At 65.8% G+C, this 17,541-nt stretch carries 20 protein-coding genes; 13 read left to right on the top strand and 7 right to left on the bottom strand.

Features of this window, described 5'->3' with window-relative positions; genetic code table 11:
- Nucleotides 1–85: 85 nt before the first annotated feature.
- The gene (locus CLU87_RS10210) at nt 86–1,024 is read right to left on the bottom strand and encodes a LysR family transcriptional regulator (RefSeq protein ID WP_056063168.1); all 939 of its coding nucleotides are present in this window, start codon (nt 1,022–1,024) and stop codon (nt 86–88) included.
- A 104-nt stretch (nt 1,025–1,128) separates the two neighbouring features.
- Between CLU87_RS10210 and CLU87_RS10205 the strand changes: the two genes are divergently transcribed.
- The 5 genes from CLU87_RS10205 to CLU87_RS10185 all read left to right on the top strand — a co-directional run bounded on the left by CLU87_RS10205 (nt 1,129) and on the right by CLU87_RS10185 (nt 4,339).
- Nucleotides 1,129–1,830 (top strand): pirin family protein, encoded by a 702-nt coding sequence (locus CLU87_RS10205; protein ID WP_056744597.1) that lies wholly within the window; start codon nt 1,129–1,131, stop codon nt 1,828–1,830.
- A gap of 40 nt (nt 1,831–1,870) precedes the next feature.
- Nucleotides 1,871–2,284 carry a DoxX family protein gene (locus tag CLU87_RS10200; protein WP_056744599.1) on the top strand — a complete coding sequence of 138 codons (414 nt, stop codon included), beginning with the start codon at nt 1,871–1,873 and terminating at the stop codon, nt 2,282–2,284.
- Nucleotides 2,285–2,427: 143 nt separating this feature from the next.
- Nucleotides 2,428–2,982, top strand: coding sequence for a flavodoxin family protein (locus tag CLU87_RS10195; RefSeq protein WP_099730381.1), 555 nt, complete (start codon nt 2,428–2,430; stop codon nt 2,980–2,982).
- Nucleotides 2,983–3,041: 59 nt separating this feature from the next.
- Nucleotides 3,042–3,449 (top strand): OsmC family protein, encoded by a 408-nt coding sequence (locus CLU87_RS10190; RefSeq protein WP_099730380.1) that lies wholly within the window; start codon nt 3,042–3,044, stop codon nt 3,447–3,449.
- Nucleotides 3,446–4,339: a pirin family protein gene (locus CLU87_RS10185; protein ID WP_099730379.1), complete on the top strand. Its 894-nt coding sequence runs from the start codon at nt 3,446–3,448 to the stop codon at nt 4,337–4,339. The genes CLU87_RS10190 and CLU87_RS10185 overlap by 4 nt, the downstream gene beginning before the upstream one ends.
- A gap of 63 nt (nt 4,340–4,402) precedes the next feature.
- Here CLU87_RS10185 and CLU87_RS10180 read toward each other — a convergent pair whose 3' ends face one another.
- From CLU87_RS10180 to CLU87_RS10165, 4 genes are all read right to left on the bottom strand, one after another.
- Nucleotides 4,403–5,185, bottom strand: coding sequence for a sulfurtransferase (locus tag CLU87_RS10180; protein WP_099732121.1), 783 nt, complete (start codon nt 5,183–5,185; stop codon nt 4,403–4,405).
- An 87-nt stretch (nt 5,186–5,272) separates the two neighbouring features.
- Nucleotides 5,273–6,127, bottom strand: a complete 855-nt coding sequence (locus tag CLU87_RS10175) for a MinD/ParA family protein (RefSeq protein ID WP_056065043.1) — start codon at nt 6,125–6,127, stop codon at nt 5,273–5,275.
- Nucleotides 6,128–6,137: 10 nt separating this feature from the next.
- Nucleotides 6,138–6,911 (bottom strand): GGDEF domain-containing protein, encoded by a 774-nt coding sequence (locus tag CLU87_RS10170; RefSeq protein ID WP_043566426.1) that lies wholly within the window; start codon nt 6,909–6,911, stop codon nt 6,138–6,140.
- 91 nt (nt 6,912–7,002) lie between these two features.
- Nucleotides 7,003–8,694 carry a SulP family inorganic anion transporter gene (locus CLU87_RS10165; protein WP_099730378.1) on the bottom strand — a complete coding sequence of 564 codons (1,692 nt, stop codon included), beginning with the start codon at nt 8,692–8,694 and terminating at the stop codon, nt 7,003–7,005.
- Nucleotides 8,695–8,839: 145 nt separating this feature from the next.
- Between CLU87_RS10165 and CLU87_RS10160 the strand changes: the two genes are divergently transcribed.
- The 4 genes from CLU87_RS10160 (at nt 8,840) to CLU87_RS10145 (ending at nt 11,871) form a co-directional block, all read left to right on the top strand.
- On the top strand, nt 8,840–9,331 hold the full coding sequence (locus CLU87_RS10160) for a BON domain-containing protein (RefSeq protein ID WP_056063145.1): 492 nt from the start codon (nt 8,840–8,842) through the stop codon (nt 9,329–9,331).
- A gap of 100 nt (nt 9,332–9,431) precedes the next feature.
- Nucleotides 9,432–10,670: a PLP-dependent transferase gene (locus tag CLU87_RS10155; RefSeq protein ID WP_099730377.1), complete on the top strand. Its 1,239-nt coding sequence runs from the start codon at nt 9,432–9,434 to the stop codon at nt 10,668–10,670.
- Nucleotides 10,671–10,774: 104 nt separating this feature from the next.
- Nucleotides 10,775–11,644 (top strand): DUF2189 domain-containing protein, encoded by an 870-nt coding sequence (locus CLU87_RS10150; protein WP_233193758.1) that lies wholly within the window; start codon nt 10,775–10,777, stop codon nt 11,642–11,644.
- A 47-nt stretch (nt 11,645–11,691) separates the two neighbouring features.
- Nucleotides 11,692–11,871: a hypothetical protein gene (locus CLU87_RS10145; protein WP_082564946.1), complete on the top strand. Its 180-nt coding sequence runs from the start codon at nt 11,692–11,694 to the stop codon at nt 11,869–11,871.
- A gap of 181 nt (nt 11,872–12,052) precedes the next feature.
- Here the strand turns inward: CLU87_RS10145 and CLU87_RS10140 are convergent, their stop codons facing one another.
- The gene (locus CLU87_RS10140) at nt 12,053–12,733 is read right to left on the bottom strand and encodes an arylesterase (protein ID WP_099730376.1); all 681 of its coding nucleotides are present in this window, start codon (nt 12,731–12,733) and stop codon (nt 12,053–12,055) included.
- Nucleotides 12,734–12,748: 15 nt separating this feature from the next.
- On the opposite strand from CLU87_RS10140, the gene CLU87_RS10135 reads away from it, so the two are divergent.
- The 4 genes from CLU87_RS10135 to CLU87_RS10120 all read left to right on the top strand — a co-directional run bounded on the left by CLU87_RS10135 (nt 12,749) and on the right by CLU87_RS10120 (nt 16,428).
- On the top strand, nt 12,749–13,450 hold the full coding sequence (locus CLU87_RS10135; protein ID WP_099730375.1) for an ABC transporter ATP-binding protein: 702 nt from the start codon (nt 12,749–12,751) through the stop codon (nt 13,448–13,450).
- Between the two features lie 117 nt (nt 13,451–13,567).
- Entirely contained in the window at nt 13,568–14,314 is a 747-nt protein-coding gene (gene rlmB, locus CLU87_RS10130) for a 23S rRNA (guanosine(2251)-2'-O)-methyltransferase RlmB (protein WP_094290709.1), read from the top strand.
- 34 nt (nt 14,315–14,348) lie between these two features.
- Nucleotides 14,349–15,074: an NAD-dependent deacylase gene (locus tag CLU87_RS10125; protein ID WP_099730374.1), complete on the top strand. Its 726-nt coding sequence runs from the start codon at nt 14,349–14,351 to the stop codon at nt 15,072–15,074.
- A 187-nt stretch (nt 15,075–15,261) separates the two neighbouring features.
- Nucleotides 15,262–16,428, top strand: coding sequence for an ABC transporter substrate-binding protein (locus tag CLU87_RS10120; RefSeq protein WP_056063128.1), 1,167 nt, complete (start codon nt 15,262–15,264; stop codon nt 16,426–16,428).
- Between the two features lie 90 nt (nt 16,429–16,518).
- Here the strand turns inward: CLU87_RS10120 and CLU87_RS10115 are convergent, their stop codons facing one another.
- Nucleotides 16,519–17,475 (bottom strand): aldo/keto reductase, encoded by a 957-nt coding sequence (locus CLU87_RS10115; RefSeq protein ID WP_099730373.1) that lies wholly within the window; start codon nt 17,473–17,475, stop codon nt 16,519–16,521.
- Nucleotides 17,476–17,541 lie beyond the last annotated feature (66 nt).

Raw genomic sequence — 17,541 nt, 5'->3', positions numbered from 1 at the left:
GGTGACGGTCGGCAAAAGAAATGCGATGCAGAACCAACAGGAACCACTCTACACGCGGTGCCGGCCTGTGCGCACTTGATCAGGGTCACAAATGATGGTGGTTTTCCAGCAGAGCGCGGCGTGTGGCGGGACTTTGCAGCTGGTTCAGCCACCACTGCAGCGCGCGGCCGGGTGCGGTGAAGCCGGGACCACCCCAGGCGTAGTGCACGCGCACGTTGCGTTCGGGCCGGGCCACGCGGCGCGCCACCAGGCGCCCGGCTTCTAGGTAGGGGCGCACCATGGGTTCGGGCAGAAAGCCTCCGCCCAGACCGCGCAACTGCACGCGCACCTTGGCCTGCATGGTGTCCACCGTCAGCACGTCCTGCCCACCCAGCAGGCCCATGGTGGCGCCGCCCCGGGTGGCCGAATCGGCCACGGCCACGGCGCGGTGCTCCAGCAGCGTGGCGTCGGAGATGGGCTCGGGCGCGGTGGCCAGCGGGTGATGGGGCGCTACCACGTAGATGAAAAGTACGTCACCCAGCAGCCCTTGCTGCAGGCCGGCCACGTTGTTGCTGGCCACCGAGACGCCAATGGCCAGGTCTGCGCGGCCGGAGGTCAGCGCCTCCAGCGTGCCGGTCATAATGCCGTCGCGCAGCTTCAGCCGCGTCGGGGGCTTCATGGCATAGAACGCGTCCACCAGCTCCAGCAGGGTGTGGGGCGAAATGATGCCGTCGATGGATAGCGTGAGCTGTGGCTCCCAGCCCGTGGCCACGCGGCGCACGCGGTGGGCCACGGCGTCGATGTCTTGCAGCAGGCGCGCGCCTTCGCGCAGCAGCTCCACCCCGGCCTCAGTGGGGCGGGCTTGGCGTGCGCTGCGGTCGAACAGCAGCACGTCCAGTGCGTCTTCGATCTGGCGCACGCGGTAGGTGAGGGCGCTGGGCACCAGGCCCAGTTGCCGTGCGGCGGCGGCAAAGCTGCCAGCCTCGGCAATCACCTGCAGCATGGTCAGCGCATCGGGGGTGAGGACATCGCGGGCGTTTTGCATGGTGGCGCCATGTTAATTCAGATTATTTGAACAGTGCCATCAATCCGTCTGTGCCCGCAGAGGTGGCTGCGGTCCTACAGTCGAGTCTTGAAAGGAGCACTCACATGCTGACTGTTCGTAAATCGCAAGACCGGGGCCACGCCGACCATGGCTGGCTCAATTCCTTCCACAGCTTCTCGTTTGCCGGGTACTACGACCCTGCCCACATGGGCTTTGGCAACCTGCGGGTCATCAACGAAGACCGCATTGCGCCGGGCACCGGGTTTGGCACCCATGGCCACCGCGACATGGAAATCATCAGCTACGTGCTGTCGGGCGAACTGGCCCACAAGGACAGCATGGGCAACGTCAAGGGCATCCCGCCCGGTGACGTGCAGCGCATGAGCGCAGGCACCGGCGTGCAGCACAGCGAGTTCAACCACGCGGCTGGCCAGACCACGCATTTTCTGCAGATCTGGATCGAGCCGAACGTGCGCGGCATCCCGCCCAGCTACGAGCAAAAGACCTTTGCCGAGTCGGAAAAGCGCGGCGCCCTGCGCCTGGTGGCATCGCCCGACGGCGCCCAGGGCTCGGTGAAGATCCATGCTGACGCAGCCTTGTATGCGGGCTTGCTGGATGGTGACGAGTCCGCCACCCTGGCGCTGAACCCCGCCCGCAAGACCTATGTGCACCTGGTGCGTGGCGCGCTGAGCGCCAACGGCCAGGCCCTGTCGGGCGGCGACGCGCTGCTGATGGAAAAGGAAACCACCTTGTCGTTGACCGATGGCCACGACGCCGAGGTGCTGGTGTTTGACCTGGCCGCCTGATCTTTACTTCGTAACCACTTTCACTCAGGAGTTCTTCACCATGTTCACATCCCTGCAAAACCCTCTGGCCCTGGCATCGCGCCTGCTGCTGGCCGCCCTGTTCCTGCCTGCGGGCATCAGCAAACTGACCGGCTTTGCCGGCACCGTGGGCTACATCACTTCGGTGGGCCTGCCCATGCCCACGGTGGCGGCAGCGGTTGCGGCGGCGGTCGAAGTGCTGGGCAGCCTGGCGCTGATCTTTGGCGTGGGCACCCGGTTTGCCGCACTGGCGTTGGCCTTCTTCACGCTGGTGGCCAGCTTCTTCTTTCATGCCTACTGGAACCTGCCCGCAGACAAGCAAATGATGCAGCAGCTCATGTTCTTCAAGAACGTGGGTGTGACCGGCGGCCTGCTGGCCCTGGCAGCGTTTGGCGCCGGCGCCTGGAGCCTGGACGCACGCCGCTCGGACCGCTGATCCGGTTGGCATGGAAAGGGCCTGCAACCCGCAGGGGTGCAGGTTCTGGCATTCAATCTCGTCGTTGGTTGTCGTTCTGTTGGTAGTTCTTTTGGTTCTTTCCCCTGGTCTCGTTCCCTCATCGTTTCAACAGGAGTTATCTCATGGCACACATCGCAGTTGTTTACCACTCGGGTTATGGTCACACGCAGCGCCTGGCGCAGTCTGTGGCGGAAGGTGCAGGCGCCCAGCTGGTCGCCATTGATGCGGAGGGCAACCTGCCCGAAGGCGGCTGGGAAACGCTGGCCGCTGCCAGCGCCATCATCTTTGGCTCGCCGACCTACATGGCGGGCCCCAGCTGGCAGTTCAAGAAATTTGCCGACGCCTCGTCCAAGCCCTGGTTCAGCCAGGCCTGGAAGGACAAGCTGTTTGCAGGCTTCACCAACAGCGCCAGCACCAATGGCGACAAGCAGATCACGCTGGACTACATGTTCCACCTGGCCATGCAGCACGGTGGGATCTGGGTGGGCAACGGCATGATGCCCGCCAACTCCAAGGCGGCCACGCGCAATGATGTGAACTGGATCGGCTCGTTCAGCGGCGCCATGTCCCAATCGCCGTCCGACGCCTCGGCCGCCGAGATGTTCCCTGGCGACCTGGAAACGGGCAAGCAGTTCGGCCAGCGCGTGGCTGACGTGGCCCGTCGGCTCGCCCGTTAAGGCGAAGCCCCCGTTTGGCGCTACAGTGGCGCGCCCCAATACAACCAGGAGAACACCCCATGGCAGTTGAATTGCGGCGCGTCCCCGGCGCGCCCATGGCCCAGACCGTGCATATCCGCGCGCACGACCTCGTGGCCGATGGCAGTGTGGAGGAGGGCGGCGCTGACAGCGGCCCCAGCCCGCACGACCTGTATGACGCTGCCTTGGGGGCCTGCAAGGCGCTCACGGTGTTGTGGTACGCACGCCGCAAGGGCCTGCCGGTGGAAGATGTGCAGACCGTGGTCGAGCGTGACGCATCGGCCGAACGCACGGGGGTCTACCGCCTCGCGACCCGGCTGCAGGTCAGCGGTGACCTCACCGATGCCCAGATCGCCGAGCTGGAAACCGTGGCGCAGAAATGCCCTGTGCACAAGCTGATGACCACGGTGACGACCGAGATCAGCACTTCGTTGGAGCGTGCATCATGAGCGATACCCCCAGCTTTCTGCCCCTTACGGGCCATGCCAAGGATCTGGGCGGCGGTTTCACCGTGCGCCGCCTGCTGCCTGCTGTGCAGCGCAAGGCCGTGGGGCCCTTCCTGTTTTTCGACCACTTCGGTCCGGTGACGGTGGCGCCAGGCGACAGCCACGATGTGCGGCCCCATCCGCACATTGGCCTGGCGACGGTGACCTATTTGTTCTCTGGCGCCATCATGCACCGCGACAGCCTGGGCTACGTGCAGCAGATCGAGCCCGGCGCCATCAACTGGATGACGGCGGGGCGCGGCATCGTGCACTCCGAGCGCCGCCCGGAGAGCCTTGCGAACCAGGCTTATGTGAACCATGGCATCCAGCTTTGGGCTGCGTTGCCGGCCGCCCACGAGGAAGCCGACCCCTCGTTTGTACACACGCCTGCGGCGGCCATTCCGGAGCTGCTGGTGGATGGCGCCACCGTGCGGGTGTTGATCGGCGAGGCCTTTGGTCAGATCTCGCCGGTGGCCACGTATTCGCGCACCTTGTACCTGGACATTCAGTTGTCTGCCGGCGCCACGATAGAGATTCCGGCGCTGGTGCCCGAGCTGGCGGTGTACACCGTGGATGCACCCGTGTCGCTGAACGGCGATGAGGTGCCTGCGCACATCCTGGCCGTGGCGGAACCCGGCCAGCCCCTGCGCCTGACGGCGGGCGAGAGCGCCGTGCGCCTGATGGTGATTGGCGGCGAGCCGCTGGATGCGCCACGCCACATGTGGTGGAACTTTGTCTCCAGCCGCAAGGACCGCATCGTGCAGGCCGCCAGCGACTGGGAGGCCCAGGCCATGGGCCAGGTGCCGGGCGAGGTGGAGTGGATACCCCTGCCGGAACACCGCTTCAAGGCGTGATCAAAGCGAGATATGTGGATAAAAATGGGCTGTAGCGCTAGTACATAAAGCGGTGGCAGCTCATTATTTGATAGCGCCTTCTGTAGCGGCTGCAGCCGCTGTAGGCGTGTCGATGGCGAGCCCGGTGTCCAGCACGCGGCGCTCGTCAAACACAAAACACCCGCCGTGGTAGTGCGCGCCGTCTGTCAGCTCAAAGTATTTCAGGATGCCACCCTCCAGCTGGTAGACATGGGGCAGGCCTTCCTCGCGCATGAGGATGGCGGCTTTTTCGCAGCGGATGCCGCCGGTGCAGAAGCTCACCACCGTCTTGTCCTGCAGTTCGCTTTTGTGCGCGCGCAGCGCAGGGGGAAACTCGGTGAACTTGTCGATGCGCCAGTCGATGGCGTTGTCGAACGTGCCTGCGTCCACCTCGAAGGCGTTGCGGGTGTCGAGCGTGACCACTTCGCGGCCGTCGTCGTCATGGCCTTGGTCCAGCCAGCGGCGCAGCGTGGCCGGGTCTACAGAAGGCGCACGGCCTGCGGCGGGGCGGATGGTGGGGTGGTCCATGCGGATGATCTCGCGCTTGACCTTGACCAGCATCTTGCGAAACGGCACCGTGGCCGACCAGCTCTCCTTGGGCTCCAGGTCGGCAAAGCGTTCGTCGGTACGCAGCTGAGCCACAAAACCCCGCACGGCTTCGGCTGGGCCCGCCAGAAAGAAGTTGATGCCCTCTTCGGCCAGCAGGATGGTGCCCTTGAGATGGGCGGCCACTGCACGCTCATGCAGCACATCGCGCAGCGCGGCGGCATCGGGCAGCGGCACGAACTTGTAGCAGGAGATGTTGAGGACGGTGTCGGTAGTGTTCACGGCAGTAAAAATGCACAAAGGCCCGCTGGCGGGCCTGTGGGTCACAGTGGCCGGGCTGCGCCTCATGCGCCGCTCGGCGTATTCGGGTCAGGCCGCAGGCGAAAGCAGCGTGGACTCGATCTTGTTGGCCAGCTGGGCAATGGCCAGTGCCGCCGGGCAGCCGGGGGTCTGCAACAGCAGCAGCTGGCGGCGCATCACGGCGTCGCGCACCGAGGGGTCGGCCGGGATGTCGCCCATGTGGATCAGCCGCATGGGGCGACCGGATTCGGTGCTCACAAAGCGGTCGAGCACCTGCTGCAGCTGGCTGGTGATGGCGCGGCCGTCGCCCGGACGCGCCGCCTGGTTGATGACCATGCGCACATGCTGGCGTTTTTGCTGCATGGCCAGCACCTTGATGGCAGCGTAGGCGTCGGTGAGCGAAGTAGGCTCGGGCGTGGCCACGATCAGCACCTCGGAGGCCAGGGACACCGAGAACAGCACCACGTCGGAGATACCGGCGCCGGTATCGAGCAGCACCACGTCGTAGCGCGGCGTGAGCGCCTGGATCACGTTCAGGAACTGGTTGCGCACTTCGGGCGTGAGGCGCGAATACTCCACCATGCCCGAACCGGCCAGCAGCACGTCAAAGCCACCGGGCGCGGCGATCACGGCGTCGTCCAGTGCGGCCTTGCCGGTGAACACGTCGTGCAGGGTGATCTTGGGGTGCAGGTTCAGCACCACGTCCAGGTTGGCCAGGCCCAGGTCGGCGTCGAGCACCAGCACGCGCTGGCCTCGGCGGGTGAGGGCGGCGGCCAGGTTGGCCGATACGAAAGTCTTGCCCACACCACCTTTGCCGCTGGTCACCGCAATGATGCGGGCGCCAGGAGCGGCAGAGGCCAGGGGGGCGGCAGGGCCTGCAGGGGCTGCAGGCGTTGTGGGTTGGGGGGACAGCGCGTCGCTCATCATCTAACTTTCAGTAGGCGCTGCCTGTTGGGTTGGGGTCCAGTGGAGGCAGGTCGCCCCAACCCGAAGGGGTGTAGAGCGGGCCAAACAACAGGCTTTTCTCTTCGGCACTGACGGTGCTGTCGGGTTGTTCCTCGATGCTGACGCGGTTGCGGCCCGACGCCTTGGCCTGGTAGAGCTGGTGGTCGGCCCGGTCGGTCCACAGCAGGGTGGTGGAGCGGATCCACTGCATGGCAAACGCGCCGCCGATGCTCACGGTGACGTTCAGCTCCACCGTGGGGGAAATGCGGATCGGCGTGTTGGCCACTGCGCGCCGGATGCGTTCTGCCACCACCCGGCCAAAGGCGGCCTGGCAGGCGGGCAGCACCACTGCAAATTCTTCGCCGCCGTAGCGGGCTAGGGTGTCCATGGGGCGCACACAGGCGCTGAGCGTGCGAGCTACCGACTGGAGCACCACATCGCCAGCCAGATGGCCGTGGGTGTCATTCACCCTTTTGAAGTGGTCGATGTCCAGCATCAGCAGCAGGGCTGCCTCGCCGGAGCGGGTGACGCGGTCGATCTCGCGCTCGAGCACCGCGCGGAAATGTCTGCGGTTGGCCAGGCCGGTGAGCGGGTCTTTGAGCGACAGCTCGCACAGGCCATCGATGAGACCCTGCAGGTACAGGGAAGGCACCTCGCGGTGCAGTGCTGCCTCGCTGCCGCCGGCCTGAGCCACCAGAGCGTGAGCAGTATCCAGGCGAAGGTCGCGCAGATCTACCAGATGAGAGGCCGCAGAGTCAGACACAAATTGGAACAAAAAGAGTTAGGCAAGTGTACCAGTGCGCCAGCAAGAACAGGGCCAACGCAACGCCGGCGCGGCGTAGGTGAAACCCGGTCTACGCACGGGCCACGACGGACTCGGGCAGCTGCTGCAGCGCCACCAGCGCCTCGGCATCGGTGCGGTACATGGCCAGCCCGGGGCCCAGCTTCAGCAACCCCGCCTGCCGCAAGACCTGCTCTGCCGGCAGCTTCAGTCCGCTCAGATGCAATGTCCCACCCCGCAGTTCCATTTGCGCCAGCAACTGGGCGAAGGTCTCCACGCCGGTCACATCGATGCGGTTGATGGGCTGCGCCAGCAGACACAGGTGCAGCACCTCGGGGTGGGCGGCCAGGTGTTCGGTCACGCGCCGCTCCAGAGCGCTGGCAGAGGCAAAGTCCAGCTCCGCGTCCATGCGCAGCGCCAGCAGCCGGGGTGCCAGCGGCGGCAAATGCCACAGGTGCCGGTCGCGCAGGCTCCCGTCAGGGTGCAGGCCCACTTCAATGATGCGCGGGTGCAGTCGCTGGTAGAGAAAGTGACTCAGGTTCATCAGCAAGCCCACCAGCACGCCCCAGTACATGCGCGGCGCGGTGGCCAGGGTCAGGGCAAAGGTGACGCCGCCGATCACTGCCTCTACCCGCGACACCCGCCAGAGCCTCATCAGGGTGCCCGGTTTGATGAGGCTGGTGACGGCAGTGACCACGACCGCCGCCAGCACCGACTGCGGCACGTGGTACAGCGCGGGCGTCAACCACAGCAGCACGACCAGCACCAGGCTGATCGCAAACAGTGTGGCCCAGCCCGTCTTGGCACCGGCGTAGAGGTTGATGGCCGAGCGCGAAAATGACGCACTCGTGGCAAAACTGCCGCACAGGCCACTGCTGATCTTGGCCAGGCCCTGGCCAATCAGGTCCTGGTTTTCGTTCCACTGCTCCTTGGAGCGCTGGCTTTCCACCTTGGCGCTCGATGCGGTCTCCAGAAAGCTCACCAGCGTCACCACCAGCACGGGCATGACCAATGCACTGAAGCTGGACCAGGGCAGGGCGCCGGGCCAGTAGGGCGCTGGCAAGCCGGATGGCAAGGTGCCCACCACTGCGCCACCTGCATCGGCATAACCCAGGGCCCAGCTCAGAGCACCCGCAGCACCCACCACCACGATGGCCGCCGGGAACTGGGGCAACAGGCGGCGCGCCAGCATCAGCGAAGCGAGGCTTCCCAGGCCGAAGCCCGCTGCAGTCAGGTCGAACAGCCCCAGTGATGGCGTAGACAGCAGGGCGCCCCAGTCGGCAGCCCGCAACCCGGTCAGTGCCCCCAACTGAGACCCCAGGATCAGCAGGGCCGCCGCCTGCGTAAAACCATTGAGTACGGGTGAGGTCACGAGGTTGAGCAACCAGCCAAAGCGCGCCATGCCCATCACCATCTGCAGCAGACCCGACAGCAGGGCCATCCATGCCGCCAGGGCCACCCACTGCGCACTGCCTGGCTCGGCCAGGCCGGTGAGCGAGGCGCCGATCAGCAAACTGGTGAGCGCTGTGGGCCCCACCCCCAGCCGCGTGGATGAACTGAACAGCACGGCGACCAATGCCGGAATCAGCGATGCGTAGATGCCCGTGACCAGCGGCATGCCCGCCAGCGCCGCATAGGCCACACCCTGCGGCACCAGCATCAGCCCCACCGTCATGCCCGCCCAGAACTCCCCTTTGAGCAGTTGTGGGTCAGGGCGGGGCCATTTCAAAAAAGGAAGCCAACGGGCGAGCGAAGACACGGTCATGCCCCGATTGTCACCCGCTCAGCAGGGAGTGCGGCCGATGCGCGTCTGGCGTTGCCGTCCTACAAGCACTTCGGCGATGTCCGACCCGCAAGCCGCGGCCCGCTGCCTACAGTGAGGCCATGTTTCAACCGCAAGGAGTCATTGCATGAACCCCAAGAATCTGATCGACCGTCCCGCCCATCGCGTTGCGAGCATTCTGGCCGTGAGTGCCCTGGCCTTGGGCCTGGCCGCCTGCAACAAGACCGAAGAGCCCACCGTGGGCCAGCGCCTGGACTCTGCCGTCGAAAAGACCGAACAAGCCGCAGCTGACGCACGTGTGAAGGCCGAGGGCGCGATGCAGAACGCAGAGACCAAGATGGAGCAGGGCGCGGCCAATGCGGAAGCCACGGCCAAGCAGGCAGCCAACTCCGCCAAGGGGGTCATCGACGATGCCACCATCACCGCCCAGGTGAGCGCGGGCCTGGCCAAGGACCCCGACCTGAGTGCCGTCAAGATCAATGTAGACACTGTCAACGGCAAGGTCACGCTGAACGGGCCCGCACCCTCCACGGTGGCCCGTGACCGCGCCGAGACCATCGCCAAGGGCGTGAGTGGCGTGACCTCGGTGAACAACCAGCTGGTCGTGACGGCTGGTTAATGCCAACCTGCAGGGCTTGCGGTGCATGCATCCCAAGCCCTGCGGTGTGATCGCCAAGCGATCTGAGCGCCGCCCGGGTCACTCCGGGCGGCGCGCTACCATGGCTGGCATGAAAGACCACGACATTGATCTTGCCACCCATATCGTCCACCACGACTACCAGCCTCCGGCCGGTTTTGTAGCTCCCCAACCGGGGGTTTTCAAGGCCTCCACCGTCATCTTTCCCAGCGTTGCGGCCATGCGCTCGCGCGAGTGGAAAGACAAAAGCGGCTACACCTACGGGCTGCACGGCACGCCCACGACCTTCATCCTCGAAGAGCGCCTGTGTGCGCTGGAGGGCGGTCTGCAGTGTGTGCTGGTGCCCAGTGGCTTGGCGGCCATTGCCAACGTGGGGTTGGCGCTCCTCAAGCCCGGCGATGAGGTGCTGATCCCCGACAACGCCTACGGACCCGGCAAGGATCTGGCCAATGGCGAACTCGCCCGGTTCGGGATCACCCATGTGTTTTACGACCCGCTGGATCCGGCCGATCTGGCAGCCCGCATCACGCCAGCCACCCGTCTGGTCTGGCTGGAGGCGCCGGGCTCTGTCAGCATGGAGTTTCCGGACCTGTGCGAGCAGGTGCGCATTTGCCGCGATAGGGGCGTGACAAGCGCGCTGGACAACACCTGGGGCGCGGGCCTGGCGTTTGCGCCCTTTGACCTGACCGGCGACGGCAGCCTGGGGGTGGACATTTCGGCCCATGCGCTCACCAAGTATCCGAGCGGTGGAGGTGACGTGCTCATGGGCAGCGTGATCACGCGCGACCCGGGCCTGCACATGAAGATCAAGCTGACGCACATGCGGCTGGGACTGGGCGTGGGGGCCAACGACGCCGAGGCCGTGCTGCGTGCGCTGCCCAGCATCGGACTGCGCTATCGCGCCCACGATGACGCTGCCCGCCACCTGGCGCGGTGGTGTCAGCAGCAACCCGCCATTGCGCAAGTGCTGCACCCCGCGCTGGAAGGCGCGCCCGGCCATGCACACTGGAAGGGCCTGTGCGGTGCTGCGCACGGCGGGCAGGGGCTGGCAGCTGGCCTGTTCAGCGTGATGATCGACGCCCGGTACACACAACAGCAGGTGGATGCCTTCTGCGACGACTTGCGCTTGTTCCAGCTGGGCTACAGCTGGGGCGGCCCCATGAGCCTGGTCGTCCCTTACAACATTGCCAGCATGCGCAGTCGGCCGCCCGCCCATTTGAAGCCGGGCACGCTGGTGCGGTTTTCGATCGGCCTGGAGGCTGTGGAGGATCTGCGGCGCGACCTGCAACAGGCGATGGAACGCGCCTTCACCCAGGGCTGAGCGGCCTCGGTAAGGATCCGGTGCGGCCCACTGCCGCTGGATTTCGTGTGGGATACGGGCTTTCCTCAGTGGCGCAGCCGAACGGGCGGGCTTAGTGTGGCGGCATGAACGCGACATCCTCCAAGCCTGCGCCGGACACCCTTGGCACCCCAGACACCTCCGAGGCCCGGCAGGCTGAGGCCATTGCCGACCGCGTGAAGGCCCAGACGGCGCAGCCCGTGCAGCTGCAGCCGTTGCGCGTGGCTGACCCCTTCCGGTGGCTGTGGCGCGGCCTGGACGATGTGCGCGCCGCGCCGGGCATTGCCTTGTTCTATGGCGTGTGCTTCTGGGTCATGGCGGGGGTGCTGGGCTGGGTGTTCCGCACGCGGCCTGAATACACCATGTCGCTCGCCAGTGGCTGTCTGCTGGTGGGGCCTTTTCTGGCCATGGGGCTTTACGACACCAGCCGTCGGCGCGAGGCGGGCCTGAAGCCGCAGCTGAGCGAATCCCTTACCTGCTGGGACAGCCACATGGGCAGCATGGGCATGCTGGTGCTGGTGCTGGTGGTGCTGGAGCTGCTTTGGGGCAGGGCCTCGCTGGTGGTGTTTGCCGTGTTCTTCAACACCGGCATGCCCTCGACCACCGGCGTGCTGCAGGCGGTGTTCAACCCGCAGAACTGGAGCTTTGTGGCGGTGTACACGGTGGTGGGCGGTGTGTTTGCGGCGCTGGTGTTTTCCACCTCCGTGGTGTCCATCCCCATGATTCTGGACCGCGACACCGACGCGCTGACTGCGGGCATCACCAGCATGCGTGTAGTGATTGAAAACCCCGCGGTGATGCTGCTTTGGGGGGCATTGATCACCCTCATCGTGGCCGTCTCGCTGTGGTTCTGGGGGGTGGGCCTGGTGCTGGCGGGGCCTGTGCTGGGCTTCGCCAGCTGGCATGCGTACCGAGCTGCCGTCATTCCGCTGCAGCGTACCCCGGCAGGGGCCTGAAAACCCCGTCCTGTTACAGTGAGTCTCAACTTCAGGAAGCAACTACCTTGGCAACACCCAACTACGGATACGAAAAACGCCAGCGCGAACTCGCCAAAAAACAAAAAAAGGAAGAGAAGCTGAGGGCCAAAACACAGCGCAGGCCGAACGATCCGCAAGGGGATGACCAGCCCGCTGATGACCAGCCAGCGGGCGCTGCAGGCCATCCCGAGCAGCCTGCAGGCTGAGTGACCTGGCTGCGTCACAGGGGTCCGCTGCACCAATCGCCGCGCCCTGTGCATCTGCGGTCTCTGGCGGTCTGCAGCGTTGCAAATACTTGCAACAGCTGCGGCTATTGCTGCGTTTTGCGCCTGGCAGCCCCTCCCGATCCGCAGCACACAATGATCGCTCGATGCGTGCAGCGAATCCCTAACGCAGCAGCTTTTTGAGCTCTGGCCACACGTTGGCCAGCATTTGCGGATGCGCTTCGGCGCGAGGGTGAATGCGGTCGGGCTGGAACAGGCGGGTCGGGTCCGGTCCGTCAGCCACACCCTTCAAGAAAAATGGCACCACAGCCGCCTTGTGGGCCTGCGCCACGGTGGTGAACAGGCCCGCAAACTTGTTCGCGTAGTCGGTGCCATAGTTGGGTGGCACCTGCATACCCACCAGCAAGACCTTGGCCCCGGCCTTTTGCGCCGCCTGGGTCATCCAGGCCAGGTTCTCTTCGGTGTTCTTGAGCGGCAGGCCGCGCAGGGCATCGTTGCCCCCCAGTTCAATCACCACATGGCTGGGCTTGTGCTGCGCGAGCAGTGCAGCCAGGCGCGAGCGGCCGCCCGAGGTGGTCTCGCCGCTCACGCTGGCATTGACCACGGTGGCTGCGAGCTTGTCTTGCGCCAGTTGTTTTTCCAGCAGTGCCACCCAGCCCGTGCCCCGCGCCAGGCCGTATTCGGCGCTGAGCGAGTCCCCCAGCACCAGAATCACCGAAGGGCGTCCGGCAGTCCCTACCTTGGCGGCGGCCTGCGCAAAGGCCGTGGGCGCACAAAGCCCCACCACCAAGCCGATAGATGCGCTCAGGATAAAGTGGCGCCGTTGCTGCAGATTGCGAATCAAAGTAAAGAGCCTTTCATGTCCGAACCTTCCCCGCTGCCCAAGACACCGCCCGCCACCTCCATCATTGCCGTGGAGCATGTGTTCAAGTCGGTGACGGATTCCACCGGAACCCTCGACATTCTGCGGGATATCGATTTCCGCCTGGCTGCCAGGGAAACGGCGGCCATCGTCGGCGCCTCGGGCTCGGGCAAGAGCACGCTGCTGTCCATCATCGCGGGGCTCGATACCCCAACGCGCGGAACGGTGCGGCTGGACGGCCACGACCTGTTTGCCATCGATGAAGATGCGCGGGCTGCATTGCGGGCCCAGAAGGTGGGTTTTGTGTTCCAGAGCTTCCAGCTCATGGGCAACCTCACAGCGCTGGAGAACGTCATGCTGCCGCTGGAGCTGGCCGACCGCCGCGATGCACGCAAGGCCGCCACCGAGATGCTGGCGCGCGTGGGGCTGGGGCAGCGCCTGTCGCACTACCCCAAGGTGCTGTCAGGCGGCGAGCAGCAGCGCGTGGCCCTGGCCCGGGCATTTGTGGTGCAGCCTGCCGTGCTGCTGGCCGACGAGCCCACGGGCAGCCTGGACTTTGCGACCGGCGAAACCATCATGAAGCTCATGTTCGAGCTCAACCGCGAGTTGGGCACAACGCTGGTGCTGGTGACCCACGACCGCGCGATCGCCGCGCAGTGCGAGCGGCGCATCACGATCGATGCAGGGCGCGTGGTGTGAGTGGTGGGCGGGGTTTTTGAGTGTTTTAGGCCGCAGGCGCTAGTGAAACATGTGCAGGCAGCTACGAATTTGATAGTGGTCTGAGGGAGTGGGCTGCGCCCAGCGGATAATCCCCCCATGTCCAGCCCCAAAGTTCTCTTCGGCTTTCACGCCGTGGGCGTACGTCTGAAGACCGCGCCGCAATCCATCATCGAGATTTACTACGAAGCCACGCGCCGCGATGCGCGCATGCGCCAGTTTCTCGACCGTGCCCGCGAGGCCGGTGCCCGCCTCATCGAAGCCGACAGCGTGCGCATCGCCAAGCTGGCAGGCAGCCACGGCCACCAGGGCGTGGCCGCGCGGGTGGAGCCCGTGAAGGTTGCCACCTCGCTGGACGAGCTGCTGGAAGACCTGGAAGCCGCAGGCATCGAGCAGCCCCTGCTGCTGGTGCTGGATGGCGTGACCGACCCCCACAACCTGGGCGCCTGCCTGCGCGTGGCCGACGGCGCGGGTGCCCATGCCGTCATCGCCCCCAAGGACCACGCCGTGGGCATCAACGCCACCGTGGCCAAGGTGGCCAGCGGTGCGGCCGAGACCATGCCGTATTTCATGGTCACCAACCTTTCGCGCACCCTGAACGAACTCAAGGAGCGCAACATCTGGTGCATCGGCACCAGCGACGATGCGCCCAAGACCATTTATCAGGTGGACCTGAAAGGCCCCGTGGCCCTGGTGCTGGGCGCCGAAGGCGACGGCATGCGCCAGCTCACGCGCAAGACCTGCGACGAGCTGGTCAGCATCCCCATGAAGGGCGCGGTCGAGAGCCTGAACGTATCCGTGGCCAGCGGCGTGTGCCTGTACGAGGCGCTGCGCCAGAGGACTTGATCCTCGGCCCGCTGGCTCCACCGGGGAAGGCACCATGCTGGACACCGTGAAAGCCTGGGTCCGGCAAAGCCAGCGCATCGCCGTGCTGACAGGCGCAGGGGTCAGCGCCGAATCTGGCGTGCCGACCTTCCGCGATGTGCAGACGGGCTACTGGGCGCAGTTTCGCCCCGAAGACATGGCGACCGAGGCAGGCTTTCGCGCCCACCCGCAGCGGGTGTGGGACTGGTACCAGTACCGGCGCGACCTGCTGACCGGTGTGTCGCCCAACGCAGGGCATCTGGCGCTGGCCGACTTTCAGCGCCGCCACCCCGACTGCATCACCCTCATCACCCAGAACGTGGACGGGCTGCACCAGCGCGCGGGCAGCACCGGCGTGCTGTGCCTGCACGGCGACATTTTTCAGGACCGCTGGCTCGACACCCCGCGCAACTGCTGCTTCATCGACCACGCAGTGGCCGGCCACCCGCCGTACTGCGACCGCTGCGGCAACTTGCTGCGCCCGGGCGTGGTGTGGTTTGGCGAGCCTTTGCCGCTGGCGACGTTGGAGGCCGCCGAACAGGCGGCCAACCAGTGCGACCTGATGCTGGTGGTGGGCACGGCCGGTGCGGTGTACCCCGCAGCGGGTCTGGCCCACCAGGCTCGGGCCGCCGGTGCCAGGGTGGTGGTGCTCAACCCCGCGCCCAGTGCGTTGGACGATGTAGCGCACGCGGTGCTGCGCGGCACGGCGGCGACGGTGCTGCCGCCGTTGCTGGGCGATTGAGCGGGTGAGCGTGGCGCAGGCGCTCAGCCCTGGGTTTGCGCGGTGCTGCAGGGGCTCACACGCTGTCGAATCCCGGTAGAAACCCTGATTTGACGTTCTCCTGCCACCCTTTGTCGCACAGCTGACAGGCGGGGAGGCGCTCTGGCCGGTAGCCTGCTCCACCTTTGTTTTATCTGCCCTGCACACCATGAGCCGTCGCCACTTTCTTTTGCGTGCCACCCAGGCCGTTGCCGCCACTGGCCTGCCCGCATGGGCCCACACCGCGATGGCGGCCGAGGAGGCGTTGACTGCGCGCTCCATCACCCTGGGCTGTTCCATTGCCCTGACGGGCCCGCTCGGCCAGGCAGGCATCGAGCAGGTGGCGGGCATGAAGGCCGCGTTTGCCGAGGTGAATGCCGCTGGCGGCGTGTTGGGCCGCGAGATCCGCATGGAGGTCAAGGACGACGGCTACGTGGCTGCGCGCACGCTCAAGAACGTGACCGACATGGTCGATGCGCAGTCGGTGTTCGCGCTCATCTCGCCGCTGGGTACGGCCAATACGGCGTCTATCCTGCCGTTGATCGAGTCCAAGGGCATCCCTACGGTGGGCCCGGTGACCGGTGCCACGTCGCTGCGTGCGGCGGCCAACAAGCATGTGTTCTTCTTGCGTCCCAGCTACCGCGAAGAAACCCAGCGCCTGGTCAAGCAGATCGTGGACATGGGCCTCAAGCGCATTGCCGTGGTGTACCTGGACAACCCGTTTGGCAAAGAGGTGCTCAAGGACATGTCCGCGGCGCTGGACGAGATCAAGGTCGAGCGCGGCGGCGAGTTTGCGCTGGCCGTGGACGGCAAAAATGGCGCCGAGCTGGCCGACAAGGTGGCGGCTGAGCGCCCCGGTGCCGTGCTGCTGGCCACCACGGGCACGGCCAACACCGCGTTTGTGCAGGCTTTCCGTGCCAAGGCGCAGGGCGTGCCCCTGGCCGGCCTGTCTGTCACGGTGATCTCGTCGGAGCTGCCCAAGCTGGCCGCCTCCACGCGCGGGCTGGCGCTGGTGCAGGTGTTCCCGGACGCCAATTCGCAAAAGTCGGTGGTGGTGCGCAAGTTCCAGAGCACCATGAAAGCCACGGGAGGTGATCCTGCGTTCTTGAACAGCGGCAGCGCGCTGGAAGGCTGGCTCAACGCCCAGATCATGATCGAAGGCCTGAAGAACGCAGGCAAGGAGCCCACGCGCGAACGCCTGCGCGCCGGGCTGATGGCCATCCGGTCGCTATCGTTTGGCGACTTCAACGTGGGCTTTGGCAACAAGGCGCCCTACATCGGCTCGGACGCCATCTACCTGGCGATCTACGCGGAGAACGGTCGCCGGATCAGCTGATGGGCTGAGGGGGCGTCATTCCATTCACCCCGTAACCCGTCAAGCCATACGCCTAGGGCCCGCGCACGCGCGGGTTCTTTTTTGTTGGGTTCAGCCTTGGGCGCTGGCAGCGTCCAGCTGGGACAGTGCATCGCTGTCCAGTTGCAGCTGGGTGGCCTTGACCAGCTCATGAAGCTGGGCCACCGACGTGGCGCTGGCAATGGGCGCGGTGATGCCCGGTTGCACCATCTGCCAGGCCACGGCCACCTGGCCGGGCGTGGCGTTGTAGCGTTGTGCGACGGCGTCCAGCGCCGCCAGAATGCGCAGCCCCCGGTCGTTGAGGTACTTGGCCGTGGTGTTGGCGCCGCGTGCGCTCTTGGCTGCGTCGGCTGCCGTGCGGTATTTGCCGGTGAGGAACCCGGCGGCCAGCGCGTAGAAGTTGATCACGCCGACCTGCTGCTGCACACACAGCGGCTGCAGCGCGTCTTCAAAAACGGCGCGGTCGTACAGGTTGAACAGCGGCTGCAGGCTTTCGTAGCGGGGCAAGCCCAGGCGTTCGCTGGTCTGCAGCGCCTCCTGCAAGCGCGCGGCGCTGTAGTTGGAGGCACCGATGGCACGCACTTTGCCGGCCCGGATCAGGTCGGCATACGCGCCCAGCGTGTCGGCCAGCGGCACGGTGGTGTCGTCGTCGTGTGACTGGTACAGGTCGATGTGGTCGGTCTGCAGGCGCTGGAGCGATGCCTCCACCGCCTGGCGGATGTAGGCGGGGCGCAGGCCCACCTTGCCATCCCCCATGTCCTTGCCCACCTTGGTTGCCAGCACGATGCGATGGCGCTTGCCGCTGCGCTTGAGCCAGCGGCCGATCACCGATTCGGATTCGCCCCCGGTGTGCCCCGGTGCCCAGCGCGAGTACACATCGGCGGTGTCGATGAAGTTGAAGCCCGCGTCCACCCACGCGTCGAGCAGTGCGAACGAGGTGGCTTCATCGGCCGTCCAGCCAAACACATTGCCGCCAAAACACAAGGGCGAGACCTGCAGGCCCGAGCGGCCGAGGAAACGGAGTTGCATGGATGTGCCTTTCAAAAAAGAGAAAGAAATCGTGCCAGTTGCCGGGGTTGCGCAGCGCAACCCGAC

Source organism: Acidovorax sp. 59 (assembly GCF_002754175.1).
GTDB classification, from domain to species: Bacteria; Pseudomonadota; Gammaproteobacteria; order Burkholderiales; family Burkholderiaceae_C; genus Acidovorax; species Acidovorax delafieldii.
Note: the sequence above shows the minus strand (reverse complement) of the source record. Positions and strands in the feature narration are given on the sequence as shown.

Bases quoted from the DNA above. Each gene is read 5' to 3' on its own strand.
- CLU87_RS10210 (WP_056063168.1), bottom strand. From the start codon at position 1,024: ATGCAAAACGCCCGCGATGTCCTCACCCCCGATGCGCTGACCATGCTG.
- CLU87_RS10205 (WP_056744597.1), top strand. From the start codon at position 1,129: ATGCTGACTGTTCGTAAATCGCAAGACCGGGGCCACGCCGACCATGGC.
- CLU87_RS10200 (WP_056744599.1), top strand. From the start codon at position 1,871: ATGTTCACATCCCTGCAAAACCCTCTGGCCCTGGCATCGCGCCTGCTG.
- CLU87_RS10195 (WP_099730381.1), top strand. From the start codon at position 2,428: ATGGCACACATCGCAGTTGTTTACCACTCGGGTTATGGTCACACGCAG.
- CLU87_RS10190 (WP_099730380.1), top strand. From the start codon at position 3,042: ATGGCAGTTGAATTGCGGCGCGTCCCCGGCGCGCCCATGGCCCAGACC.
- CLU87_RS10185 (WP_099730379.1), top strand. From the start codon at position 3,446: ATGAGCGATACCCCCAGCTTTCTGCCCCTTACGGGCCATGCCAAGGAT.
- CLU87_RS10175 (WP_056065043.1), bottom strand. From the start codon at position 6,127: ATGAGCGACGCGCTGTCCCCCCAACCCACAACGCCTGCAGCCCCTGCA.
- CLU87_RS10165 (WP_099730378.1), bottom strand. From the start codon at position 8,694: ATGACCGTGTCTTCGCTCGCCCGTTGGCTTCCTTTTTTGAAATGGCCC.
- CLU87_RS10160 (WP_056063145.1), top strand. From the start codon at position 8,840: ATGAACCCCAAGAATCTGATCGACCGTCCCGCCCATCGCGTTGCGAGC.
- CLU87_RS10155 (WP_099730377.1), top strand. From the start codon at position 9,432: ATGGCTGGCATGAAAGACCACGACATTGATCTTGCCACCCATATCGTC.
- CLU87_RS10150 (WP_233193758.1), top strand. From the start codon at position 10,775: ATGAACGCGACATCCTCCAAGCCTGCGCCGGACACCCTTGGCACCCCA.
- CLU87_RS10135 (WP_099730375.1), top strand. From the start codon at position 12,749: ATGTCCGAACCTTCCCCGCTGCCCAAGACACCGCCCGCCACCTCCATC.
- rlmB (WP_094290709.1), top strand. From the start codon at position 13,568: ATGTCCAGCCCCAAAGTTCTCTTCGGCTTTCACGCCGTGGGCGTACGT.
- CLU87_RS10125 (WP_099730374.1), top strand. From the start codon at position 14,349: ATGCTGGACACCGTGAAAGCCTGGGTCCGGCAAAGCCAGCGCATCGCC.
- CLU87_RS10120 (WP_056063128.1), top strand. From the start codon at position 15,262: ATGAGCCGTCGCCACTTTCTTTTGCGTGCCACCCAGGCCGTTGCCGCC.
- CLU87_RS10115 (WP_099730373.1), bottom strand. From the start codon at position 17,475: ATGCAACTCCGTTTCCTCGGCCGCTCGGGCCTGCAGGTCTCGCCCTTG.